Below are 20,836 nucleotides of genomic sequence, written 5' to 3'. Positions count from 1 at the left end.
GATCGGTGAGCCGCCACGGCGGGTGCCCGCCGTGGGAGACCGGCACCCCGCAGCCGGCACTACTCGCGCTAGCCGACAGCGGCGCGCTACGCGGCCGGGTCCTGGACATCGGCTGCGGCACCGGGGAGCACACCCTCATGGCCGCCGCCGCGGGACTGGACGCCACCGGGATCGACCGCGCCGCCGACTCCCTCGCGTCCGCCGAGCGCAAGGCACGCGACCGCGGCCTGACCGCACGGTTTATCCAGCACGACGCGCTCGCGCTGGCGGAGTTGGGTGAGGTGTTCGACACGGCGCTGGACTGCCTGCTCCTGCACGCGTTGACCCCCACGGACCGGTCCCGCTATCTCGACGGCCTGCGCGCCGTCCTGCGACCGGGAGGTCGGCTGTTCGTGCTCTGCTACAGCGACCAGCACACCACAAAACCGATCCCGCCCCACACCATGTCCCGAGGCGAACTGGAATCCTGCTTCACCGACGGATGGACCGTGGACCGTGTCCAGGCCACCACCAGTTCTTCGACCGTGCATGCCGGCGGCGTCGCCGCCTGGCTGGCCGCCTGCACCAGGCGCTAGGAGCAAACCCCTCATGCCTTCCGCGGAAGCCCGCATCCGTACCGATCGCGCAAGCCGCTACCTCACCCAGCTGTGCACGCACCTCACCCAAATCAGCGACCTCGACCCCGATCCTGAGCACAACCACGGCCACCGGCACCGCGAGAGCTCCGCGATGCTGAGGCCACGCCGCACGGAGTGTGCCGACACCAGCGGGCTCATCGAGTTCGACCGCGCACGCTGCACCCTGCACGCCTCCGCAGACGAACTCGTCCTGTTCGCCGAAGCCGACGACGAACAGGACCTGCGACTCATACGCGACGCCATCACCGCACGCCTGCAAACCATCGGCCACCGCGAACAACTGAGCCTCACCTGGGAGCCGGGCCCCGCCCAGCCGGGCCCCGTCCAGTCTGGCCAGGGCGAGCGCGACGCCGCGGCGCTCGTCCAGCAGATGATGACCCCGGCCGGGCGCGCCGATCCCTTCCCGCTCTACGCCGCGGCGCACGAGCTGGGACCTGTGTCCGTCCTCCCCGACGGCTCGTTGCTGGTCTGCGGCTACGCAGCGGTCAACCAGGTATTGCGAGAACCGGGGTTCGGAGTGCCCGAACCGGTCGCACCCGACGCCGGCAACGACGCGTTGCAGCTGATGCAGCAGTCCATCCTGCGCGCCAACCCGCCCGACCACGGCCGTATGCGCTCACTGATCTCCAAGGTGTTCACGCCACGCCGGGTCGCCGACCTGCAGCCGCCGATCGAGGCGGCCGTCGACGACGTGCTCGACCGGCTCGGTGAGGCCGCCGCCGATGGGCCGGTCGACTTCATGGACCTCGTTGCCTTCCCGCTGCCGGTCACCGTGATCGGCGAGCTGCTCGGCGTGCCCCCCGGCGACCGCCGCCGGTTCCGGCCGCTGGCCGCCGACCTGACCGAGGCGCTGGAACTCTCCGGCGGCACGTCCGCGTCCGCCGACGCCGCCGCCCGCGAGCTGGCCGGATACTTCACCCACCTGATCAGCGAACGCCGCACGGCGCCCGGTGACGACCTGGTCAGCGCCCTGGTCGCGGCCCGCGACGCCGAAGACGGCCGGCTATCCGACCAGGAACTGCTGGCCAACCTCATCCTGCTGCTCGTCGCCGGCTTCGAGACCACCACCGACCTGCTCGGCAACGGCCTCACCATCCTGCTGGACCGCCCCGACCTGGCCGGCGAGCTGCGCGTCGGACAGATCCCGGTCGCCGGATTCATCGAGGAGGTCCTGCGTTACGACGCCCCCGTCCAGGTCGCCACCCGCCAGGCCCGCACCGACGGGCTGACCGTCGAAGGCATCCCGATCCCCAAGGGCCGCAACGCGATCCTGCTCATCGGCGCCGCCAACCGCGACCCCGCCCGCTACCGCGACCCCGCCCGCTTCGATCACACCCGTACCGACATCCGGCCGCTCAGCTTCGGCGCCGGCCCACACATCTGCATCGGCAACAACCTCGCCCGGCTCGAAGCAAGCGTTGCCTTCTCCAAGCTGCTGACCCGATTCCCGCAGTTGTCGGCCCCACCAGGCCGCCCTCCTCTCCGCCGTGACCGGCTCGTCCTGCGCGGATTCCAAGCACTGCCCCTCAGCATCACTGCACCCGGCGATCGCCGCTGAACCGGCCACGGACCCCCGCTGCCTGTGCCGACGCCTGTCTGATGCGCGACCAGGGCGACGGTGCTGTCACGGCACACCGGGTACGAGGCCAACATCAGCCGCACGCTGCTGCAGGCGTGCCAGGACATCCTGGCAACAGGAGCCGCTGGCGCCGCCCACCGGCGGACCCGCGGCGGTCGCTCGGACCACCGCGGGCCTGCCGTCACGCCGGGTCGGGGGTCAGCCGGACCCGGCGCAGTAGCTGGGCGTTGAGGGCCACCATGATGGTCGGCGCGGACATCAGGACCGCGCCGATGGCCGGGCTGAGCGTGATACCGGCACAGGCGAGCACGCTGGCGGCGATGGGAATTTCGATGACGTTGTATCCGGCGGCCCACGCCAGGTTCTGGGTCATCTTGCGGTAGGAGGCACGCGACAGCCGGATCACGCCGGTGACGCCGCGGGGGTCCGATCCCGTCCCTGACGTCGGCCGCCGTCCGCGCTCGACGATGAGCCGTTGGATCAGGCTTGGCGCAACAACGCCTCCCCGCCGTGGTGGAGCCCGAGGTGTTGCGACCTCGAGCAGGCGCGGCACCGACCGTACCGGCCCGTCACATCGGCCGGACAGGCTAACCGGGCGATCAGGTGCTGCAGCCAACGCCTGGCGCGACGGCAGGAGCGCTACCCACTGCCGTCGTGCCAGAGCTTCCCGCAGCGGTTCCAGGCTTCGGCGCCGCGTCGGACGGCGTCGGACGAAGCCTGCAACCCTCACGAAGGGCAGAACGTACCCTCTGTCGCGATCGTTGTACGCCGAGCTATGCAGGCACCTCACCGAGGACGAGTGACACCTCTGTTCCTCGCATCTCCCACGACCACATGGCGAACCGAGTGACGTCTGGCAGGACAGGCGCGATCCAACACGATGACCAGCATCGAAGAACCATGCCCCGCAGCTGGTCCAGCGGTCCGACGCCCGGCACGCAACTGCCAGCCTCACATGAGGATCCTGTGTCGATCACCTGCCGATCGGCCGATGCAAACGCTGGCCTGTTCTGTGCGCTGGGCGTGCAGTGTGACGCTGCGACGTTGTCCGGCGCTGAGGTTTACAAGTCCTAACAGAATGATCATTTGATTCTCGTCTTCGACGAGATCGTCCGGGTGTGGCTCGTCCTCCGGCGCGTTTACACGCGCTTGCGGTAGTGTCTGCGACGCTCCTCAGCCATGTCGTGCTCGAAGCGTGCGGCGTGAGCCGCGAGGGCGGCAAGCAACCGCCGGGTGGCCTCGCTCGTTTCCCCTCGGTTCTCGTTCACACCGCCACGATATCGCTGTCATTCAGCCACTGGATGAACCGGCGAGCCGGGTAACGGCTCACGCCCGCCCCGTGCCCGGTTCGCCGAACGGCGCCCGACCGCATCCACTCCAGCGCTGCGGTCCCGATCCGCAACCCGGAGCATTCAGTGGCGGGATTGCGACTTTTGGCGTTTCCTGATCCGGTGACGTTTCCGTGGCTCAACGCGTCGGCGGCCGACATCCCGAACACCGCCAGGTCGCTGCTCGGCTGGCGTCTGTCCGCGCATGGCGTCACGATCCGGCTGACTGAAGTCGAGGCATATGCCGGAACCGGTGTGGACCCAGCGTCACATGCCCACCGGGGTCCAACCCCACGGACCCGGGTGATGTTCGGGCCCCCCGGCTATGCGTACACCTACTTCGTATTCGGAGTTCACTGGTGCCTGAACATCGTCTGCGGCCATGAAGGAGAGGCGGCCGCCGTGCTCCTGCGCGCCGGCGAGATCGTCGACGGCATCGACATCGCGCGAGACCGACGCGGCAACGTGCCTACGCAAGAACTGGCGCGGGGGCCCGCACTGCTGGTCACCGCACTCGGAGTCGGCCGTGAAGCAAACGGAACCTCGATGATTGACGGGAAGGGCCCGCTGACGCTGACGCCACCGGCCGACCCGGTACCTGCCGAGGCCATCGAATCGGGCCCCCGTGTTGGCGTCGCCAGCGCCCATGACGTGCCATGGCGATTCTGGATCGCCGGCGACCCCACCGTCAGCACATATCGCCGCCACACCCCACGACGCAGACGGCAGCCGAGCCGCTAAGAGTGCCCCCAGCTGTACAACATCTCAGCGCTGACCGTACCTACATACACAGCTCGAAGATCGGGCGGCCGCACACCAGGACGCGTGCCGCGCATCCCCACCCACCAAACCTATTCGGGCCGGACCTCGTCAACGGGCGTCAACGGCTCGCATCCACTACTCCCGCTGGCTCTGGGCGTGACCCGCACCCGGAGCACCTCGCACGCGCGCCGCCAACGTTCCTCCGTCCAAGCCGGCGCACGCCGCGCATGCAACTCGGCCCACGCCATGATCGCCCCATCGGCCTCGCCATCCACGCCGCAGGCCGACCGAGGAAGATCACCGCCTGGCTCCAAGGAATCTGTCGACGAGGCCAGCATCCACCGACGCTGACATAACGACAACCACCTCGGCAGTTGGCCAACGTGAGCCGGTTACGCCATGACATGGCGGACCAGACCGGCACCCCGCGACCGACGACGCTCCCGGCTCAGCCACAACCGGCGATCACCTCGCAAAAGCGCGGCACCGGACCGTGAACGGTACGTCAACGTGACGGCTCAGCCCCAAAGACAGCTGCGGCACGCTGCACAAGCACCACCCCAAGCCGACGATCCGCAGGAACAACCCCGGCGACGCCCGGTATCCACGAATGACCACACTGCAGGCAGAACACCGCACGATGCCACGCGTCCAACGCCAGTGCGTAGACATCGCCGACACGTTGCACCCTGCGCCAGCGCAGCACCGCCACAACACCGTTGAGAACGAGGACAAAACCTGCACCAGCCGAGCACAGCATCTCCGCAGCAACCGACTGCTCCGACATGTCATCGAGCATCCCGAACGCCAGCAGGATGCCGACCACCCCCGACGCAACCGCCGCCAGCATCGGACGCCGCCACGACGCCAACACAGCCGGCGGCGCGAGCGCGTCAGCCAACCACGACGAACCACCACCACGACCCCACAACAGTCCGCGGGTCCCGCCAACCCTCCACCGCATCGAGAATGCAACAGGCGTGACGCCTGATGTCGGCGCCGCGTGAAAACTGGGCTGTAGTCGCCCCGTCGCAACCTGCTCAGCTTTCAACCGTCGTTGACACCTGATCCGTACAGCACCGCAACGGAACGCACCGCATGACCAGCGCCGCCCGGACACAACACCTGATCGACATACGCGCCCCCACGGCCCAGCCGGCAATCCACATGCCTCGTCATCCGTACACCACCCACTCGAGAGCCAGCCGCCAGCCAAACCAATCAGAAGCCGATGGCCATATCACGCACGCCACAACGGCTCCAAACGATCCGGATTCCACTTGCCCCGCCCAGGCGCCCTCGGACGCACCAGCACTGCGACCAGCTGATCGTCAACGAACGCGCGCTGCTCCACCCGCGTCATCTCCGCCGACCCCCACCGAGCCCGAATATCAACCGGACGCGCAGCCGCACCATGCTCCCGAGCCAGCCACCGCCGCCGCTCACCCAACAAACGCTGCTCCTCCAGCTCCAACTCAGCCAACAACGCGAAATACCGAGCACCCGACAGCAACCGCCCGCGCCACGCAGCAGTCGACTCCGCGATCTGCACCCGCACCCCAGCCAACGCATCCTCATCAGGCCACGACACAGGCTCGGCCGTAGCATCTCGCCGTGCAGCCTCCAGCTCGTACTTCCGCAGCACCAACTCCGACACCGCGGCATCCGTCCTCGGACCATGAACATTGACGCCGCCACAACCGCCCTGCGACGACGGCGGACATCCATAGGTAAACGGCGCCCGAGCCGATTCCACTCCGCAACCACAGCATTCAACGGCGCACCCCCGATGACCCGCCGCGCCGCGGCCCGGATCGCCTCCGCCTCGGCCGGCTCGAGCTCCCGTTTGCCCGCCTTCCAACCAAAAGGACGCCAACCTCCGGCCGGGATACCCGCCTGCTGCAGAGCCCGATGCTTACGTGCCACCCGTCGGGCCGTGTCGGCCGACTGCTTGTTGTTCGCCGCCACCACGATCCGCGCGACAGTGCGGCCGTTGTCCGTCAGCAAATCAAGCGTGCCCGTGATGTCCACGATCGGGCGCCGGAAGTGCTCGACGACCTCGATCGCATCCTCCAGATGCCGGTTATCCCGTGTCAGCCGATCGATGTCGTAGACGACGAGACCGTCGAGCCGCTCACCATTCGGGGCTTTACCCCGCTTGAGATCCTCCAACGCACCTTCGAACACCGGCCGGACAACCCGATACACCCGCCGCCCATCCGGCAGCCGCACCGCCTTCCGCTTGAACGCGCTCGTGTCCGGCTCCTCATAGGTGTAGATGTAGCTGCCGTGACGGTGCCCCACGTAGCTTCGGCAATCCTTGGCCTGCTCATCGCGGCCCCGGATGTCGCGTCCGGTGAGGGGCGCGGCCGAGCCGCCCCCAGCCGGCACCCTGCTGTCTGGAAGCTCGAACGAGAGGCGGACGAGACCTGCGAAGTTCATGCCTGAGAAGTCGCCTCAGTGAGCCCGTTTGACCAGTTCAGCGTCCATGGCTGAACCATACATTCGCATATGTACTGCTGCATGAACGTCGTGACCGGCACCGAGGGCATCGCGTCGGCCGTCCTGCTGCGCGCGGGCGAGGTCGTGGACGGGCTGGCGGTGGCCCGCGAGCGCCGCCCGGCCGCCCGCACCGACCGCGATCTGGCGCGCGGCCCGGCCCGGCTGTGCAGCGCATTGGCGATCGGCCGCGAGTTCTACGGCACCTACCTGCTGGACGGCCACCTGACCGCACCGGACGGCCCGGCGGGCGAGATCACAACCGGCCCCCGCGTCGGCGTGACGGGCGCCCACGACGTGCCGTGGCGCTTCTGGATCGCGGGGGACCCGACGGTGAGCGAGTACCGCCGCCACGTCCCGAAGCTGCGCTGACTAGGCGGCCGGGTCGTAGGCGTGCAGGCCGATCAGCACGCCCGCCGGGTCGGTGACGTAGCAGCCGCTGCCCACGCCCGGCAGGGTGAAGGGCTCGACCACGACCCGGCCGCCGTGCTCGCGGACCAGCGCCGTCGCGGCCTCCAGGCCGTCCACGCGGATGACCGGGACGGTGCGCGGCTGCCCGTCGCGGGACGGGAGCAGCCCGGTGTCCACGCCGGGGGCGTCGCCGTGCGGGGCGACGAGGTAGTCAGGGGCCGAGAACGGGGCCGGCTCCCAGCCGAAGACCGACGCGACGAAGCGGCGCGTCGCGTCCAGGTCCGGGCTGTTGATCTCCACGTAACTCACCGGCTGGGTCATGACGAACTCCGTGAGGTCAGGTCGGTCGCCCAGGTGGCGACGGCGGTCAGCGGGGCGGCGACGACCCGGTGCCAGCGGTGGCGGCCGCGCTGCTCGGTCTCGATCAGGCCCGCGTCCTGCAGGACCTTGAGGTGCTGGGAGACCGCCGGGCGGCTGACCGGCAGCAGTTCGGCCAGCTGGCCGGTGGTCGCCGGGCCGTAGGCGAGCCGCTGTAGCAGTGCGCGGCGGGACGGGTCGGACAGGGCGACGAAGACTTGGTCCAGGTTCATCGGTAAGGCAGACGTTACGCGTAAGGTCGAGCTTACGCAATCCCGGTGGCCGGGATTTAACCTACTTACCCTACCCGGCAAGTAGGATATGCTCCATGTTGGTACTGTCGCGAGCCTCGTCACGACCGCAGCGGCGCCGTGCGGTGAGCGTCGGATCGCTCCTGCGCGTCGTCCTGGAGCACGGCCCGCTGCCGCGCAGCACGATGGCACGGCTCACCGGCCTGTCGCCGGCGTCGGTGACCGGGCACACCGCCGAACTGCTGTCGCTCGGCCTGCTCACCGAGCTGCCCGAGGCCACGGCCGCGAACGGGATGGGGCGGCCGTTCCTCCCGGTCGACCTGGACACCTCGGTGGGCATCGTCGCCGGCATCCACTACGCCATCCCGCACGCCACCGTCGCGCTGCTCGACATCCGCGGGCGCGTGCTGGCCGAGCGCCGGATCCCGCACGGCGACGCCGGCTCGGACCGCATCATCGAGCGCAGCGCCGACACGCTCGCGCGGCTGCTGTACGAGCACCCGTGCGGCGACCGGCTGCTGGGCATCGGGATCGCGACCGGCGGCTGGGTCGACCGCGACCACGGCACCATCGTCGAGCACCCGATGCTCGGCTGGCGCCAGGTCCCGGCCGGCGCCATCTTCGCCCGCCGGTTCGGGGTGCCCGCGCTTGTCGACTCGCACTCGCGGGCGCTGGTGCGCGCCGAGCAGCTGTTCGGCCACCCCCGCTCGCGGGAGAGCGTCCTCGCCGTCTTCGTCGGCAACGTGGTCGACGCCGCCTTCGCGCTCGGCGGGCAGATCCAGCACGGGCCCCGCTTCCAGGCCGGCAGCATCGCTCACCTGCCCGTCGCCGGCAGCGCCGAGCCGTGCTCGTGCGGCCGCACCGGCTGCCTGCAGGCGACGGTGTCGGAGCGCCGCCTGGTGGAGGCGGCCTACCGGGCCGGCCTGGTCGCCGAGCCGTCGATCTTCGAGCTGGTCGACGTCGCGGCCGCGGGCGACCCGGACGCCCGCGAGCTCTTCCGCCGGCGGGCCGAGGTGGTCGGACGGGCCATCGCGCCGATCGCGGACCTGCTCAACCCGGAGTTGGTACTGCTTGTCGACCCCGGCCTCGCCCGGCTGCCCGACTGCCTGGCGACCCTGCGTACGGAGCTCGCCCGGCACAGCGCGACGGTCACCGACCCCGAGCGCAGCGTGCTGATGTCGAGCTTCATGACCGCGCCGCTGGCCATGGCCGGCGGCGCGGTCATGCTCGACGCCCTCTACACCGATCCGTTCACCGTGCTGGCGTTCGCGGCAGCGTCCTGACCGGGCCGGGCCAGCCCGTAGTGCTCGCGCAGCGTCGCGCCCTCGTACTCGGTGCGGAAGAGGCCGCGCTCGCGCAGGATCGGCACGACCTGGTCGACGAAGTCCTCCAGCCCCGACGGCAGGGCCGCGCCCATGACGTTGAAGCCGTCGGCCGCGCCGTTGTCGAACCACTCCTGCAGTACGTCGGCGGTCTGTTCCGGGGTACCGATGAAGGTCCAGTGACCCCGGCCGCCGCCCAGCCGCCCGATGAGCTGGCGGACGGTCAGCCGCTCGCGCCGCGCCAGGTTCACGATCAGGCTCGACCGGCTCTGCGCGCCCTCGATCGAGGCGCTGTCCGGGATGTCGTCCGGCAGCTGCTCGTCCAGGGCCAGCCGGTCGACGGGCACCTCGAGGGTCTCGGAGAGCTGCCCGAGCCCGAACTCGGGCACGATCAGGTCCTCGAGCTCCTGGGCCTTGCGCTGCGCCTCGGCCTCGGTCGAGCCGAGGATCGGCACGATGCCCGGCAGGATCTTGACCGCGGCCGGGTCGCGGCCCAGGGCGGCCGCCCGCGCCTTGAGGTCCGCGTAGAAGTGCTGGGCGTCGGCGATCGTCTGCTGCGCGGTGAAGACGGCGTCGGCGTAGCGCGCGGCGAAGTCCTTGCCGTCGTGCGAGGAGCCGGCCTGCACGAGCAGCGGGTGGCCCTGCGGCGGGCGCGGCACGTTCAGCGCGCCCGCGACGCTGTAGTACTCGCCGCGGTGGCCGACGGGGTGCACCTTGGCCGGGTCGATGTAGCGGCCGCGGGCCTTGTCGGCGAGCCGGGCGTCGTCGTCCCAGGAGTCCCACAGCTTGCGGGAGACCTCCACGAACTCGGTCGCCCGGCGGTACCGGTCGAGGTGGTCCGGCCGGTCGTCGAGGCCGAAGTTGCGCGCGGCCGCCTGTCCGGCGGTGGTGACGATGTTCCAGCCCGCCCGGCCGCCGCTGACGTGGTCGAGGGAGGCGAAGCGGCGGGCCAGGTTGTAGGGCTCGTTGTACGTCGTCGAGGCGGTCGCGATCAGCCCGATCCGGCTCGTCGCGGCCGCGAGGATCGTCAGCAGGATCGTGGGCTCGAGCTGGCCGGCCGGGCGGAACTCGATGCCCTGCCACAGCGCGGGGCCGTCGGCCAGGAACAGCGAGTCGAGCTTGCCCCGCTCGGCGATCTGGGCCAGGCGGATCCAGTGCCGCACGTCGACGTCGGCGTACGGGTCGCTCTCGGGCAGCCGCCACGCCGCCTCGTGGTGGCCCGAGCTCATCAGGAACGCGTTCAGATGCAGTTGCCGCGCGGTCATGCTCGCCACCTCAGGACCTTCGACTCGATGAACAGCAGCAGGTAGTTGAATGCAACGCCGATGATCGACACGGTGAGGATGCCGGCGTACATCTCGGGGATCTGGAAGTTGAACTGCGCGGAGATGATCATGTAGCCGAGGCCGGCCTTGGCCCCCACGTACTCGGTGGTGATCAGCACGAGCATGGAGGCCGCGCCGGCGAGCCGGATGCCGGTGAAGATCGTCGGCAGCGCCGCCGGGACGATCACCTTGGCGAAGAGCTTCAGGTGCGGCAGCCCGAGCGAGCGGGCCGACTTGATCAGCAGCGGGTCGACGTCGCGGGCCCCGCTGATCGTGTTGTACAGCACCGGCCAGAAGCAGGCGTACGCGATGATCGCGATCTTCGAGGTGTCGCCGATGCCGAGGATCAGGGTGAAGACGGGCAGCAGGGCCACCGCCGCCGTGTTGAGGAAGACGGCCAGCAGCGGCGAGAGGACCCCGGCCACCGCGCGGTACCAGGCGACGAGCAGCCCCAGCGGCACCGCGACCGAGATGGCGATCGCGAAGCCGCTCAGCGAGCGGTGCAGGCTGGCCCAGATGTTCGTCCACAGGTCGCCGTCGACCGCGAGCCCCCACCAGGTGTGCAGCACCTCGCTCAGCGGCGACAGGAACGCCGGGTCGACCCAGCCGACCGTCGGCGCGAGCTGCCACAGCGCGAGGAAGGCGGCGATGGCGACGACCCGGCGCACGCCGGTGCCGAGCAGGCGCGCCGCCCGCCCCGCCGTCCCCCGCCGCGGCGCCGGGAGGGCGGGCGCGGAAGCCGCCGGCTTCTCGATGACCGCGATCGTGGTCTCAGACACCGGCCCCCACCTCCTGCAGTTCGAAGGCGCGCCGCACCTCGTCGTGCAGCAGCTCCCAGATCTCGTGCCGGTAGCGGACGAACTCCGGCGCCGAGCGGACGTCCCCGCCGGTCGCCCCCAGCTCGATGTCCACGACGCGCTTGATCCGGCCCGGCCGCGCGGTCATCACCGCGACCCGCTGACCCAGATACACCGCCTCTTCGATGCTGTGGGTGATGAACAGCACGGTGGTACCCGTACGCCGCCAGATCGACAGCAGGTCCTCCTGCAGCGCCTCCCGCGTCTGGGCGTCCAGCGCCGCGTAGGGCTCGTCCATCAGCAGCACCTCGGGCTCGTAGGCCAGGCTGCGGGCGATGGCCACCCGCTGGCGCATGCCGCCGGAGAGCTCGTGCGGGTACCGGTCCGCGAAGGCCGTCAGCCCGACGAGCGCCAGCATCTCCCGGGCCCGCTCGGCGCGGCGCCGGCGCGGCGTCCCCTTGACCTCGAGGCCGAACTCGACGTTGGCCTGCGCGGTCCGCCACGGGAACAGGGCGTACTGCTGGAAGACCACGCCGCGGTCCAGGCCGGGGCCGGTGACGGTCCGCCCGCCGATGGTCAGCTCGCCGGAGGTCGGGCTGGTCAGCCCGGCGATCAGGTCCAGCAGCGTGGACTTGCCGCACCCGCTCGGGCCGACCAGCGCGAGGAACTCCCCGGCGGCGATTTCGAGGCTGATGTTGTCCAGGGCCGTCAGCGCGGCGGAGTTGCGGGCGGGGAACGTCTTGGTGATGTTCCTGATCCTGATCTCGGTGTTGCCGGCCATCGTGCGATCACCCCTTCGCCGGTAGTGCGGGCGAGGTCGCGTTCGGGTTGAACTCGTTGGTGTACAGGTCCGAGGACTTCGGGACCTGCTTCACCGACCCCGTGGTGAGCAGCCAGTCCTGCCACAGCGTGAAGTCGCCGTCGACGATGTAGCCGTGGTTGGACGGCACGCCGACGCTCTGCCAGTACTTCAGCGTCGTCGTCGTCTCGTTGGTCCGGGCCCGCCCCTCGACGATCTTCGTGAACGTGGCGATGACCTCGTCGCGCGGTGTGGTCCGCTCCCACTCGATCGCCTTGCCGACGCCGTCGACGAAGGCGCGTACCGCGGCGGGGTTCTTCTTGATGAAGTCGTTGCGGAACACGTACTGCCCGCCGTTGAACGGCCCGTAGAGGTCCACCTGTGTGAACAGCGCCCGCAGCCCGCCGGCCGCCTCGGCCCGCTGCCGGAACTGCCCGGAGAGCGCGACGGCGTCGATCTGGCCCTTGCGCAGCGCGTCCTCGGCGTTGGGCGGCGGGAGCGTCACCAGCTCGACCTTCTTGGCGTCGGCCGCGGACAGCCCGGCCTTGTGCAGCACGTTGAAGATGTCCGCCTCGTTCTGCCCGCCGAGCGTGTTCACGCCGACCTTCTTGCCGATCAGGTCCCGGGCGGTCCTGAGCGGGCTGCCGTCCAGCACGTAGTACCCGGTGAACTCCTTGTTGTCGCTGCCGTAGTAGTTGATGACCGCCTTGATCCCGGCGCCGGAGCTGACGAGCTTCTCCACGGCGCCGCCGAAGGCGCCCCCGAAGTCGGCCTCGCCGGTGGCCGCGGACTGGATGTCCTGGGGCCCGCTGATGGTGTTGCCGACCCACTTGAGCTTGACCTTGCCGTCGAAGTAGCCGAGGTGCTCGGCCACCTCCGGCAGCGTGACCTGGTTGGCCCAGCCCTGGTACCGCAGGGTGGTGACGCCCGAGGCGTCGGGCGCGCTGTCACTGGCCTCGGCCGAGCCGCACGCCGACAGCGCCACCGCCGCGACGGCGAGGACCGCCAGCGCCCCGGCCCCGGTTCGAACCCGGGCCATCACGCGGCGACCGCGACGGAAACGGCCGGCGTGTAGTGGGACGCGTCGCCGGAAATGGAGTAGCTCGCCTTGCCGTCCACGCCGACCGGGATCTCCCCGGCGACCGTGACGCGGTTCAGGCGGCGCGGCCGGTCGTCGTAGTTGTCGATCGCGTAGTGCTGGGTGATGCGATTGTCGAAGATGACGAGCTCGTTCGGCGACCACCGCCACCGCAGCACGTTCTCGGGCCGCGTGACGTACGCCTGCAGCAGCCGCAGAATGTCGCGCGACTCGGTGCTGGAAAGCCCGGCGATCCGGCTCGCGAATCCGCCGATGAACAGCCCCCGCTCGCCGGTGAGCGGGTGCACGCGCACGACCGGGTGCACCGTTTCGTAGCCGATGGAGGTGAACTGCGCCCGGCGCTCCTGCGCGCCCTCGTCGAGCGACTCCGGCGGTACGGCGTAGTCGTAGTCGTTGGTGTGCACCGCCCACAGCGTCTCGGCGAACGCGCGCAGCGGCGCCGGGAGGTCCCGGTAGGCCGCGGCCGCGTTGGCGATCAGCGTCTCGCCGCCGTAGGGCGGCAGCACGATGCTGCGCAGGGTGCTGACCTGCGGAGGGCTGACCACGAAGGTCACGTCGGTGTGCCAGTGGTTGGCCCGCCCCCGCTCGCTGTCGACCGGCAGCACGTTCGGCGCGCCCGGCTCGGCCGGCACCGTCGGGTGGGCGGTGGTGAGCTCGCCGAAGTAGCGCGCGAAGCGCTCCTGGCCGGCGTCGTCGAGATCGACGTCCTTGAACACGAGCGCCTTGTGCTCGTTGAGTGCGGCACGGATCGCGTCCACGGTCTCGGCGTCGAGCTCCGCGCCGATGTTCACGCCGCGGACCTCGGCCCCGATGCGGGCGGTGACCTTGCGGACGTCGAGTGCGGTGAGGCTGGTTGTCATCGCGATTTCTCCTCGCAAATGCGTTTCGGGCATGCGAACGGCATCGTTGCGACCCGGGGCCGCACGATTACGGGAATGGCGCGGTGAGACCGGAAATCACCGCGGGGAAGAGGCAGCGTCGATCAGCGACACTGCATGGACACCGACAACATGTTGTCGATGACGCGCCGCCTCGTGAAGGCGATGTGTCGGGGCGAGAAGAGTCGCCCGGGTCCGGTCATGCATCGATCGTCGCCGTCCGGCGACCGGCCTGTCAACATTCGGCGGAGCTGAATTAAGTCCATCAGCCCGATAGGAGTTCGAGGGCCCTGGTCAGGGCTTCCGCCGCGATACCCTCGCCGCCGGCGCTACCGGGGCGGCCGGCTCGCCTCGACGGTCAGTGTGGCGGTCGAGGTGAGTGAGACGACCTTCAGCAGGAAGATCCGCTTTCGATCGGTGCGGACACAGAGTAGGAGCCGTTGCGAACACCGGGCGTGGCGTCATTCCAGGTGGCGCTGTCACAGGCGGACAGCTTTCCCTGCGGCACCGTGGCTATGTGGGCCTGGCTGTTTCGGGGCACCGTGAACGCCTGTTCGTACCCGCTGAGGGTGATGTCCGGCTGGCTGGACTCGTTGCCCGGGTCAAGATCGAGCGAGTTGTTGTTCTCGATGAACAAGGGTCCGCTGCCGCGGCCGCCGGCGTTCTGGTCCCGATTCCGGATTCCTGGCGCCTGAACGGTCAGGGCGGAGGCGAGAATCATTGCTCCGAGCACGATCACGAACACTGCGAACGTCGCGGGCCAGCGAAGTTCCTGATTCCATTCCTTGACGTAGAGGACAACACCCAGCACGATCACGATAACCGCCCCTACGGTGATCACGATGCCGAGGTAGGCGGAGATCTGGCCGAAGAGCTGCTCGATACTGGCAATGAAACCGACGGCACTGACGATCAAGGCGACAACCTTGACCGCGGTCAGTTCGCCGAGCCAGGTGCCTATCGTCCGGCGCGGTGGTTGCTCGCCGGTCCCAGGAATCGGTGCGTAACGATCTTTTTTTTGGGGGGGCACACGGGTTGCCGTCCGCGCCGAGGCGCACATCGCCGGCGCGTCGGCGAACGGGTCCTCGCTCGTCGAGCGGGCCGCGGCCACGCACTCGCGCAGGGCGTCGACCAGGGTCGGGAACGCCGTCGAAAGGCCCGGATCCGCGGCGGATCCGGGCCTTTCGGCAGTCATTCCGGGTGAGGCGGCTCAGCTCACCAGCCGGGCTCGCGCGACGCCACGCGGTCCTCGTCCGGCAGGCGGATCGCCGTGGCCTGCGGCGGGCGCGCGTACTCGCCGTCCGTCACCTGCTCGCCCCACTCGGTGCCCGGGCCGTCCGGGTCCCGTTCCTGGGTCGAGACCATCGCCACGAACGTGCTGGGCGCGGCGCCGTGCCAGTGCCACTCGCCCGCGGCCACCACGATCGTGTCGCCGGCTCGCACCTCGTGCACCGGGCCGCCGCGGCGCTGTACGCGGCCGATGCCGTGCAGCACGTGCAGGACGCGGCCGAACGGGCAGCGGTGCCACGCCGTGCGCGCGCCCGGGTTGAACTGGGCGTGGAACGTCGCCAGGCGCGACGGCTCCAGCGCGGTGACGTCACGGCCGATCCAGGCGACGCCGGAGTACCGCTGCTGCGGCGCCGGGCGGCTCGTGCTGGGGGCGCGGATGACCTCCATGATCGGGCTCCTCTCAGGCTTTGGTGTAGTCGGCCCACGACAGGTCCCAGGCGGTCCAGCCGTCGCCCGGGTCGAGCTTGACCTCGGTGTTGCGGGTGGTGACCGGGTCGCCGACGAGGACCTGCTCGTAGAGCCACCGGGCGTTGTCGGTGGACACGTTGGTGCAGCCGTGCGAGACGTTGCGCCGGCCCTGGTCGCCGACGGACCAGGGGGCGGCGTGGATGTACTGGCCGCCCCAGGTGAGGCGCATCGCGTACTGGACCGTGGCGGTGTACTCCGGCGTGCGGAACACCGCCGACGGCTCGCGGGACATGATGACCGTCGTGCCGCTCGACGTCGGCGTCGACGCCTTGCCGAGGCTCACCGGCACCGTGCGCACGACGGCGTCGTCGCGGTACACCTGCATCGTCTTGGTGCTGTTGTCGATGTCGATGGTGAGCTTGCGGCCGATCGTGATGCTCGCGGTGAAGTCCTCGTCGGCGTGCCCGTTGCCGATGGGCACCCCGTTGAGGGCCTTGCGCGCGGTGATCTTCGTGCCGGGCTGCCAGTAGTGCTCGGGCCGGAACATCACCTGCCGGCCGCCGAACCAGTGCCAGACGCCGGGCTGCGGCGGGTCGCTCGTGACGAACAGGCGGCGCTCGACGGCCGCGCGGGACTGCTCCGGCACGTCGGTGCCGAACTCCACCACGATCGGCATGCCGACGCCGTAGGTGCCGCCGTTGGTGAGCATCAGGTCGGAGGTGACGACCGCGCCCGCCGGTTTCGCGGCGGTGTGGAAGGTCGTCTCGCGGGTGACCGTCTTGTCGCCTTCGCCGACGGCGGTCACCTTCGCGGTGTAGGAGGTGTCGTACTGCAGCGCCGCCGCCGGAACCCACGACGACCCGTCGGCCCGGGCCGCCCCCGGGACCGGCCGGCCCGCGGCGTCGGCGAGCTCGACTGCAGTGATCCGGCCGTCGGTGACGCTGGTGCCGATCTCGGCACTGACGGGTACCGCCGCATCGCCCGCCGCCGGCGTGATGCTCAGGGCGGCGGGTTTCAGCGGCGGCACATACTTCGCGGCCCGCTTGGGCGGATCCCCGTGGCAGGCCGTCAGCCCGGTGGCCACGAGGACCAGGGCCGCGACGGTGGTTCGTGTGTGCATGCGGGCATACTGCGATCCGCCCGGGCGAGCCCGCCGGAGGTTCGGTGTGATTTTCGGGGTTTACATCGTGGCGTCGGCGATCTGGGTGGCCAGGCCCTCCCACTTGGCGTACGCGTCCGGGAAGGCCGAGCCCTGCACCATCTGGGCCGCGACCGTTACCCGGTAGTCGCCCCAGCCCGGGATGCGGGTGAGCGCCGCGTAGAAGCGCCGCGCGGACTCGTGCGGGTCCATGAGCTGGTCGATGGCGCCCCAGTTCGGGCGCTGCTGGAAGAGCCCGACGGAGTCGTAGTCGTAGCCGACGCCCTGGTTGGGGTGGTTCAGCGACTGCGGCAGGTTGCCGTTGGCCAGGTTGCGCAGGTGGCTCTCCTGCAGCGCGGTCGCGAGCGCCACGATTGCCGCGCGCTTGGGCAGGTTCTCGCGCTTGGCCACGTCGACGATCGCGATGGCGTTGTCCATCTCGGCGCGGCTGAGCCCGCCGACCGGCTCCGCGATCGTCGGGCCGGTCTTGGCCGGGGTGGGCGCGGCCGGCGTCGCGGACGCGGTCTCGGTCTTGGTCTCGGTGCGCTGCTTGCTGCGGGAGGCCACGCCCGGCTCGGAGCGCTCGGGGCCGGCGGCCGCCTCGACCTGGGCGGCGTTGCGGCCCGGGGTCGCGGCGGGCCGGTCGGTGGGGGCGAAGGCCAGCGCGAGCGCGAGGGCCGCGACCGCGACGAGCGCCTTCTGCGGCAGGATGTTCCGTTCCCAGAACGGCTTGAGTGTCACGGCCGACGGCTGTGGCACTTTCGGCTTCACGGCGGGAAGACCGAACGGTGTTGCATGGCGGAAGCGTCGGCCCCGCAGATGGCGGGGACCGCTCGTGAGCTGCTGGTTTTCGTCGTCGCCGGCGAACATGCGGCGAGACTAGGACCGGGGTGAGACGGGGGTGGTTCCGGGCATGAAAATCGGCGCCCGGGCCAGCTGCGCCGAGGCCGCCCTGACCCCGGCGACCGTCCCGGTGGCCGAATCACCCGGGGGGTGAAATGGCCGCTGAAGTGCGCGTTTAGCGTCCGATTCGTGTCGTACCTCTACCGGCCCCGCCACAGCCGAACCGACCTCGGCCGGCCGCGGCTGCCGGTCGCGGCGGCGTCGGCGGTCCTCGCGCTCGCGGCCGGCCTCGGTGTCGTGACCGTCGCCCCGTCGGACACGATCGCGACTCCGGCGGCCGCGGCCGAGCCGTCCGCCGCCCCGCGGCAGACCGACGCGGCGGCCAGCCGCGGCAAACGCCCCGAACCCGGTCGGACCCCGAGCAGCCCCGCCCCGAGCAGCGCGGCGCCGGCGGTCGTGGCCGCGGCCGACCTCGAGCTGCCGTACCAGTTCGCCTGGCAGGAGAACTTCTACTACTGCGGCCCCGCGGCCACCCGGATCGCGCTCACCGCGCGCAACCTGTTCCCGTCGCAGTCACAGGTCGCCCAGTCCCTGGGCACGACCGTGAACGGCACCAACTCGTCGCAGGACACGGTGCGGGCCCTGAACGCGTACACCGGCGGCGGCTTCTACTCCGCGCACTTCATCCCCGGCCAGTCGGCGTCGGCCGAGGACGTCGAGGAGCTGAAGCGGTCGGTCGTGAACGCGGTCGGCCACGGCTACGCGGTGGTCGCGAACATCGCGGGGTCCACAGTGGACGACGGCGGCCACGCCCACGCGTACCCGGGCGGGCACTACCTGACGATCGTCGGGTACCACAACGGCGGCGACACGGTGAAGATCGCCGACCCGGCGGACGCGCTGGGCGTGGGCTCCTACACGCTGAGCGTCAAGAAGATGGCGGACTGGATCGCCCTGCGCGGCTACGCGGCCTGATCACGAACCGAGGGCCCGGGCCCGCGACGGCGCCGGGAAGGGCAGGGCCGGCTTGCCCCGCAGCGCGGCCGCCATCGTCTGGGCCACGGCCTGGTTCACGGCGCTCGACACGCCCGAGCCGACGCGGTCGTTCGGGCTGTCGGCGTTGACCGCGATCCCGGCCGCCGCGACCTGCGGGGTGAAGCCCGCGAAGGTCTCCGTCGCGTTGTACTCCGAGCTGCCCGTCTTGCCGGCCACCGGGTGGCCGGCCAGCATCGAGGAGACGTTCTCCGCGGTACCGCCGTCGCACTTGCCGTAGGCCGAGCCCTTGCCCACCGGGCACCGCGCGGCGTCCGCGGCCGCCGCGGCCACGTCCGGCTCGACGACCTGGCGGCACCGCGGGGAGCCGGCGTCCAGCACCTGGCCGTCCGGGTCGGTGATGGACAGGACCGGCAGCGGCTCGCAGTACACGCCGCCCGCGGCCACCGCCGCGTACGCGTTGGCCAGGTCCAGCGGGGTCGTCGACGCCACGCCCAGGGTGAACGAGCCCCACTGGTCGGCCTTGCCGGCCATCGTCTGGTCCTGCGGGCCGCGGAACGTGATGCCGAGGCGCTGGGCCATCTCCACCACGCGGCGGGCGCCGACCTGCTGTTCGAGCCACACGAAGTACGTGTTCACCGAGCGGCCGAACGCGTTCCACATCGTGCGGTCGCCGTCCATCCACGAGGGGCTGTCGTTGCCGGGGCACCAGCGGCCGCCGCAGCTGCCCGGCCCGGCGTCCGGCCAGATGCTCGCCAGGCGGCTCGGGGCCTTGAAGCGGGTGCTCAGCGGCATCCCCGCGTCCAGTGCCGCCAGCATCGTGAACATCTTGAACGTCGAGCCGGCCTGGTACCCGGACACGCCCGTGCCGCCCGCGATGAGCTGGTTGACCGTGTTCGAGCGGCCCGGCGCCAGGCTGAAGTGCCGGTTCACCGCCAGCGCCAGCACCCGGCCGGTGCCCGGGGTCACCACGGCCAGGGGGAGCGAGCGCGCGCTGCCGTACCCGTACACGCCGAGCGACTGGCCGAGCGCCGCCGCCTGCACGCCGGGATCGAGCGAGGTGACGATGTTGTAGCCGCCCGTGCGCAGCCGCTCGTCGCGCTCGGTCGGCGTCGTGCCGAACTCGGGCCGGGAGTTCCACCACTGGCGGAAGTAGTCGCAGAAGAAGCCCCAGTCGTTGTGCTCCGGGGCGACCGAGGCGCAGTCGTTGGGCGGGCGCAGCTCGGTCAGGCGCAGCTCCGCCGCCGTCGCCTCGGCGGCCGCCGCGGCCGTGGTGCTGTGCATCTTCACCATCGCGTCGAGGGTGTACGCGCGCCGGTTCAGCGCCGCGGTGCGGTCGCCGCTGATCGGGTTGTCCGCGTCCGGCGACTGCAGCAGGCCGGCCAGCAGCGCGGCCTCCGGCAGGGCCAGGTCGGCCGGGGCCTTGCCGAAGTACGTCTGCGCCGCCGCCGCGATGCCGTAGGCGCCCGCGCCGAAGTACGCGATGTTGAGGTACCGCTCCAGGATCTCGTTCTTGGAGAGCTTCTTCTCCAGGCCCTGTGCGTACCGCATCTCGCGCAGCTTGCGCGTCGGCGTGTCGGACAGGGCGTCGAGGTGCTGCTGCGGGGTGAGGCCGGGGTCGTTCTTGAGCACGTTGCGCACGTACTGCATGGTCAGCGTCGACGCCCCCTGCTGCGCGCCGCCGCGGCTGTTGGACACGAATGCGCGCGCCACGCCGCGGATGTCGACACCGTGGTGCTGGTAGAAGCGCGTGTCCTCGGCCGCGACGACCGCTTCGCGCAGCGCCGGCGCCACCTCGTCCAGCGGGACGTCGCGCCGGTTCTCGTCGTAGAACGCGGTGATGAGCGTCTTGCCGTCGCTGGCGAACACGTACGACGTCTGCGCGGGCCGGGGCATGGCCACGTCCGTCGGCAGCGACTCCCACGTGTCGCCGCCGGCCTTGGCCGCGCCGCCGGCGGTGATCGCGAGGGGGAGAGCCGCGGCCGCGAGCACCGCACCGCCGAGCACGCCGCACAGGAGCAGTCGCAAAACCTTGAGCAGTCGGTGCATGGCGCGCGGCTACCCGGCGCCGCGAAGGACGTACCTCACCCGTGGTAGCAAGATTCGGATGGGCGGCCAG

At 70.7% G+C, this 20,836-nt stretch carries 19 protein-coding genes and 3 pseudogenes; 7 read left to right on the top strand and 15 right to left on the bottom strand.

Annotated elements, in window-relative coordinates:
• Positions 1 to 5: 5 nt before the first annotated feature.
• The 3 genes and pseudogenes from AB0B76_RS53335 (at position 6) to AB0B76_RS53325 (ending at position 2,196) form a co-directional block, all read left to right on the top strand.
• Positions 6 to 575 carry a class I SAM-dependent methyltransferase gene (locus AB0B76_RS53335; protein ID WP_360392306.1) on the top strand — a complete coding sequence of 190 codons (570 nt, stop codon included), beginning with the start codon at positions 6 to 8 and terminating at the stop codon, positions 573 to 575.
• Positions 529 to 924: pseudogene (locus tag AB0B76_RS53330) on the top strand (DUF2218 domain-containing protein); the annotation flags it as partial. The gene AB0B76_RS53335 and the pseudogene AB0B76_RS53330, both read left to right, overlap by 47 nt.
• Before the next feature lie 84 nt (positions 925 to 1,008).
• A complete protein-coding gene (locus AB0B76_RS53325) occupies positions 1,009 to 2,196 on the top strand; it encodes a cytochrome P450 (protein WP_360392330.1) in 1,188 nt (395 codons plus the stop codon).
• Positions 2,197 to 2,398: 202 nt separating this feature from the next.
• On the opposite strand, the pseudogene AB0B76_RS53320 reads toward AB0B76_RS53325, so the two are convergent.
• A pseudogene (locus tag AB0B76_RS53320) lies at positions 2,399 to 2,647 on the bottom strand (heavy metal translocating P-type ATPase); the annotation flags it as partial.
• Positions 2,648 to 3,668: 1,021 nt separating this feature from the next.
• Here AB0B76_RS53320 and AB0B76_RS53315 point away from each other — a divergent pair.
• Entirely contained in the window at positions 3,669 to 4,286 is a 618-nt protein-coding gene (locus AB0B76_RS53315; RefSeq protein WP_360392304.1) for a DNA-3-methyladenine glycosylase, read from the top strand.
• A gap of 526 nt (positions 4,287 to 4,812) precedes the next feature.
• Here AB0B76_RS53315 and AB0B76_RS53310 read toward each other — a convergent pair.
• Both AB0B76_RS53310 and AB0B76_RS53305 read right to left on the bottom strand, forming a co-directional pair.
• On the bottom strand, positions 4,813 to 5,208 hold the full coding sequence (locus AB0B76_RS53310) for a hypothetical protein (RefSeq protein WP_360392302.1): 396 nt from the start codon (positions 5,206 to 5,208) through the stop codon (positions 4,813 to 4,815).
• A 458-nt stretch (positions 5,209 to 5,666) separates the two neighbouring features.
• The gene (locus tag AB0B76_RS53305) at positions 5,667 to 6,749 is read right to left on the bottom strand and encodes a recombinase family protein (RefSeq protein ID WP_360392299.1); all 1,083 of its coding nucleotides are present in this window, start codon (positions 6,747 to 6,749) and stop codon (positions 5,667 to 5,669) included.
• Positions 6,750 to 6,812: 63 nt separating this feature from the next.
• Here AB0B76_RS53305 and AB0B76_RS53300 point away from each other — a divergent pair.
• Positions 6,813 to 7,178 (top strand): annotated as a pseudogene (locus tag AB0B76_RS53300) (DNA-3-methyladenine glycosylase); the annotation flags it as partial.
• Here AB0B76_RS53300 and AB0B76_RS53295 read toward each other — a convergent pair.
• The gene (locus tag AB0B76_RS53295; protein ID WP_360392297.1) at positions 7,179 to 7,538 is read right to left on the bottom strand and encodes a VOC family protein; all 360 of its coding nucleotides are present in this window, start codon (positions 7,536 to 7,538) and stop codon (positions 7,179 to 7,181) included. It abuts the pseudogene before it with no gap.
• Positions 7,535 to 7,807, bottom strand: coding sequence for a metalloregulator ArsR/SmtB family transcription factor (locus AB0B76_RS53290; protein WP_360392294.1), 273 nt, complete (start codon positions 7,805 to 7,807; stop codon positions 7,535 to 7,537). The genes AB0B76_RS53295 and AB0B76_RS53290 overlap by 4 nt, the downstream gene beginning before the upstream one ends.
• 95 nt (positions 7,808 to 7,902) lie before the next feature.
• On the opposite strand from AB0B76_RS53290, the gene AB0B76_RS53285 reads away from it, so the two are divergent.
• A complete protein-coding gene (locus AB0B76_RS53285; protein WP_360392291.1) occupies positions 7,903 to 9,108 on the top strand; it encodes an ROK family protein in 1,206 nt (401 codons plus the stop codon).
• On the opposite strand, the gene AB0B76_RS53280 is transcribed toward AB0B76_RS53285, so the two are convergent.
• The 9 genes from AB0B76_RS53280 to AB0B76_RS53240 form a co-directional block, all read right to left on the bottom strand.
• Positions 9,063 to 10,412 (bottom strand): LLM class flavin-dependent oxidoreductase, encoded by a 1,350-nt coding sequence (locus AB0B76_RS53280; RefSeq protein WP_360392289.1) that lies wholly within the window; start codon positions 10,410 to 10,412, stop codon positions 9,063 to 9,065. The genes AB0B76_RS53285 and AB0B76_RS53280 overlap by 46 nt on opposite strands.
• Positions 10,409 to 11,251 (bottom strand): ABC transporter permease, encoded by an 843-nt coding sequence (locus AB0B76_RS53275; protein ID WP_360392287.1) that lies wholly within the window; start codon positions 11,249 to 11,251, stop codon positions 10,409 to 10,411. The genes AB0B76_RS53280 and AB0B76_RS53275 overlap by 4 nt, the downstream gene beginning before the upstream one ends.
• A complete protein-coding gene (locus AB0B76_RS53270; RefSeq protein WP_360392284.1) occupies positions 11,244 to 12,050 on the bottom strand; it encodes an ABC transporter ATP-binding protein in 807 nt (268 codons plus the stop codon). Before AB0B76_RS53270 ends, AB0B76_RS53275 begins: the two co-directional genes overlap by 8 nt.
• A gap of 7 nt (positions 12,051 to 12,057) precedes the next feature.
• Positions 12,058 to 13,107, bottom strand: coding sequence for an ABC transporter substrate-binding protein (locus AB0B76_RS53265; protein ID WP_360392281.1), 1,050 nt, complete (start codon positions 13,105 to 13,107; stop codon positions 12,058 to 12,060).
• On the bottom strand, positions 13,107 to 14,027 hold the full coding sequence (locus AB0B76_RS53260) for a TauD/TfdA family dioxygenase (protein ID WP_360392278.1): 921 nt from the start codon (positions 14,025 to 14,027) through the stop codon (positions 13,107 to 13,109). The genes AB0B76_RS53265 and AB0B76_RS53260 overlap by 1 nt, the downstream gene beginning before the upstream one ends.
• Before the next feature lie 409 nt (positions 14,028 to 14,436).
• Positions 14,437 to 15,240: a hypothetical protein gene (locus AB0B76_RS53255; RefSeq protein WP_360392275.1), complete on the bottom strand. Its 804-nt coding sequence runs from the start codon at positions 15,238 to 15,240 to the stop codon at positions 14,437 to 14,439.
• Between the two features lie 20 nt (positions 15,241 to 15,260).
• On the bottom strand, positions 15,261 to 15,722 hold the full coding sequence (locus AB0B76_RS53250) for a cupin domain-containing protein (RefSeq protein WP_360392273.1): 462 nt from the start codon (positions 15,720 to 15,722) through the stop codon (positions 15,261 to 15,263).
• Between the two features lie 13 nt (positions 15,723 to 15,735).
• Entirely contained in the window at positions 15,736 to 16,863 is a 1,128-nt protein-coding gene (locus AB0B76_RS53245) for an Ig-like domain-containing protein (RefSeq protein WP_360392270.1), read from the bottom strand.
• Between the two features lie 60 nt (positions 16,864 to 16,923).
• A complete protein-coding gene (locus AB0B76_RS53240) occupies positions 16,924 to 17,622 on the bottom strand; it encodes a hypothetical protein (RefSeq protein WP_360392267.1) in 699 nt (232 codons plus the stop codon).
• Between the two features lie 291 nt (positions 17,623 to 17,913).
• Between AB0B76_RS53240 and AB0B76_RS53235 the strand changes: the two genes are divergently transcribed.
• A complete protein-coding gene (locus AB0B76_RS53235; protein WP_360392264.1) occupies positions 17,914 to 18,699 on the top strand; it encodes a C39 family peptidase in 786 nt (261 codons plus the stop codon).
• On the opposite strand, the gene AB0B76_RS53230 is transcribed toward AB0B76_RS53235, so the two are convergent.
• A complete protein-coding gene (locus AB0B76_RS53230; RefSeq protein WP_360392261.1) occupies positions 18,700 to 20,766 on the bottom strand; it encodes a transglycosylase domain-containing protein in 2,067 nt (688 codons plus the stop codon). It lies immediately after the preceding gene.
• Positions 20,767 to 20,836: the final 70 nt, after the last annotated feature.

It is taken from the genome of Dactylosporangium sp. NPDC049140, assembly GCF_040648435.1.
This window is presented reverse-complemented; position numbering and strand designations above follow the sequence as displayed.

Coding starts and splice junctions, on each gene's coding strand:
- AB0B76_RS53325 (WP_360392330.1), top strand. CDS start 1,009: ATGATGACCCCGGCCGGGCGCGCCGATCCCTTCCCGCTCTACGCCGCG.
- AB0B76_RS53305 (WP_360392299.1), bottom strand. CDS start 6,749: ATGAACTTCGCAGGTCTCGTCCGCCTCTCGTTCGAGCTTCCAGACAGC.
- AB0B76_RS53295 (WP_360392297.1), bottom strand. CDS start 7,538: ATGACCCAGCCGGTGAGTTACGTGGAGATCAACAGCCCGGACCTGGAC.
- AB0B76_RS53290 (WP_360392294.1), bottom strand. CDS start 7,807: ATGAACCTGGACCAAGTCTTCGTCGCCCTGTCCGACCCGTCCCGCCGC.
- AB0B76_RS53285 (WP_360392291.1), top strand. CDS start 7,903: ATGTTGGTACTGTCGCGAGCCTCGTCACGACCGCAGCGGCGCCGTGCG.
- AB0B76_RS53280 (WP_360392289.1), bottom strand. CDS start 10,412: ATGACCGCGCGGCAACTGCATCTGAACGCGTTCCTGATGAGCTCGGGC.
- AB0B76_RS53270 (WP_360392284.1), bottom strand. CDS start 12,050: ATGGCCGGCAACACCGAGATCAGGATCAGGAACATCACCAAGACGTTC.
- AB0B76_RS53265 (WP_360392281.1), bottom strand. CDS start 13,107: ATGGCCCGGGTTCGAACCGGGGCCGGGGCGCTGGCGGTCCTCGCCGTC.
- AB0B76_RS53260 (WP_360392278.1), bottom strand. CDS start 14,027: ATGACAACCAGCCTCACCGCACTCGACGTCCGCAAGGTCACCGCCCGC.
- AB0B76_RS53255 (WP_360392275.1), bottom strand. CDS start 15,240: ATGACTGCCGAAAGGCCCGGATCCGCCGCGGATCCGGGCCTTTCGACG.
- AB0B76_RS53250 (WP_360392273.1), bottom strand. CDS start 15,722: ATGGAGGTCATCCGCGCCCCCAGCACGAGCCGCCCGGCGCCGCAGCAG.
- AB0B76_RS53245 (WP_360392270.1), bottom strand. CDS start 16,863: ATGCACACACGAACCACCGTCGCGGCCCTGGTCCTCGTGGCCACCGGG.
- AB0B76_RS53230 (WP_360392261.1), bottom strand. CDS start 20,766: ATGCACCGACTGCTCAAGGTTTTGCGACTGCTCCTGTGCGGCGTGCTC.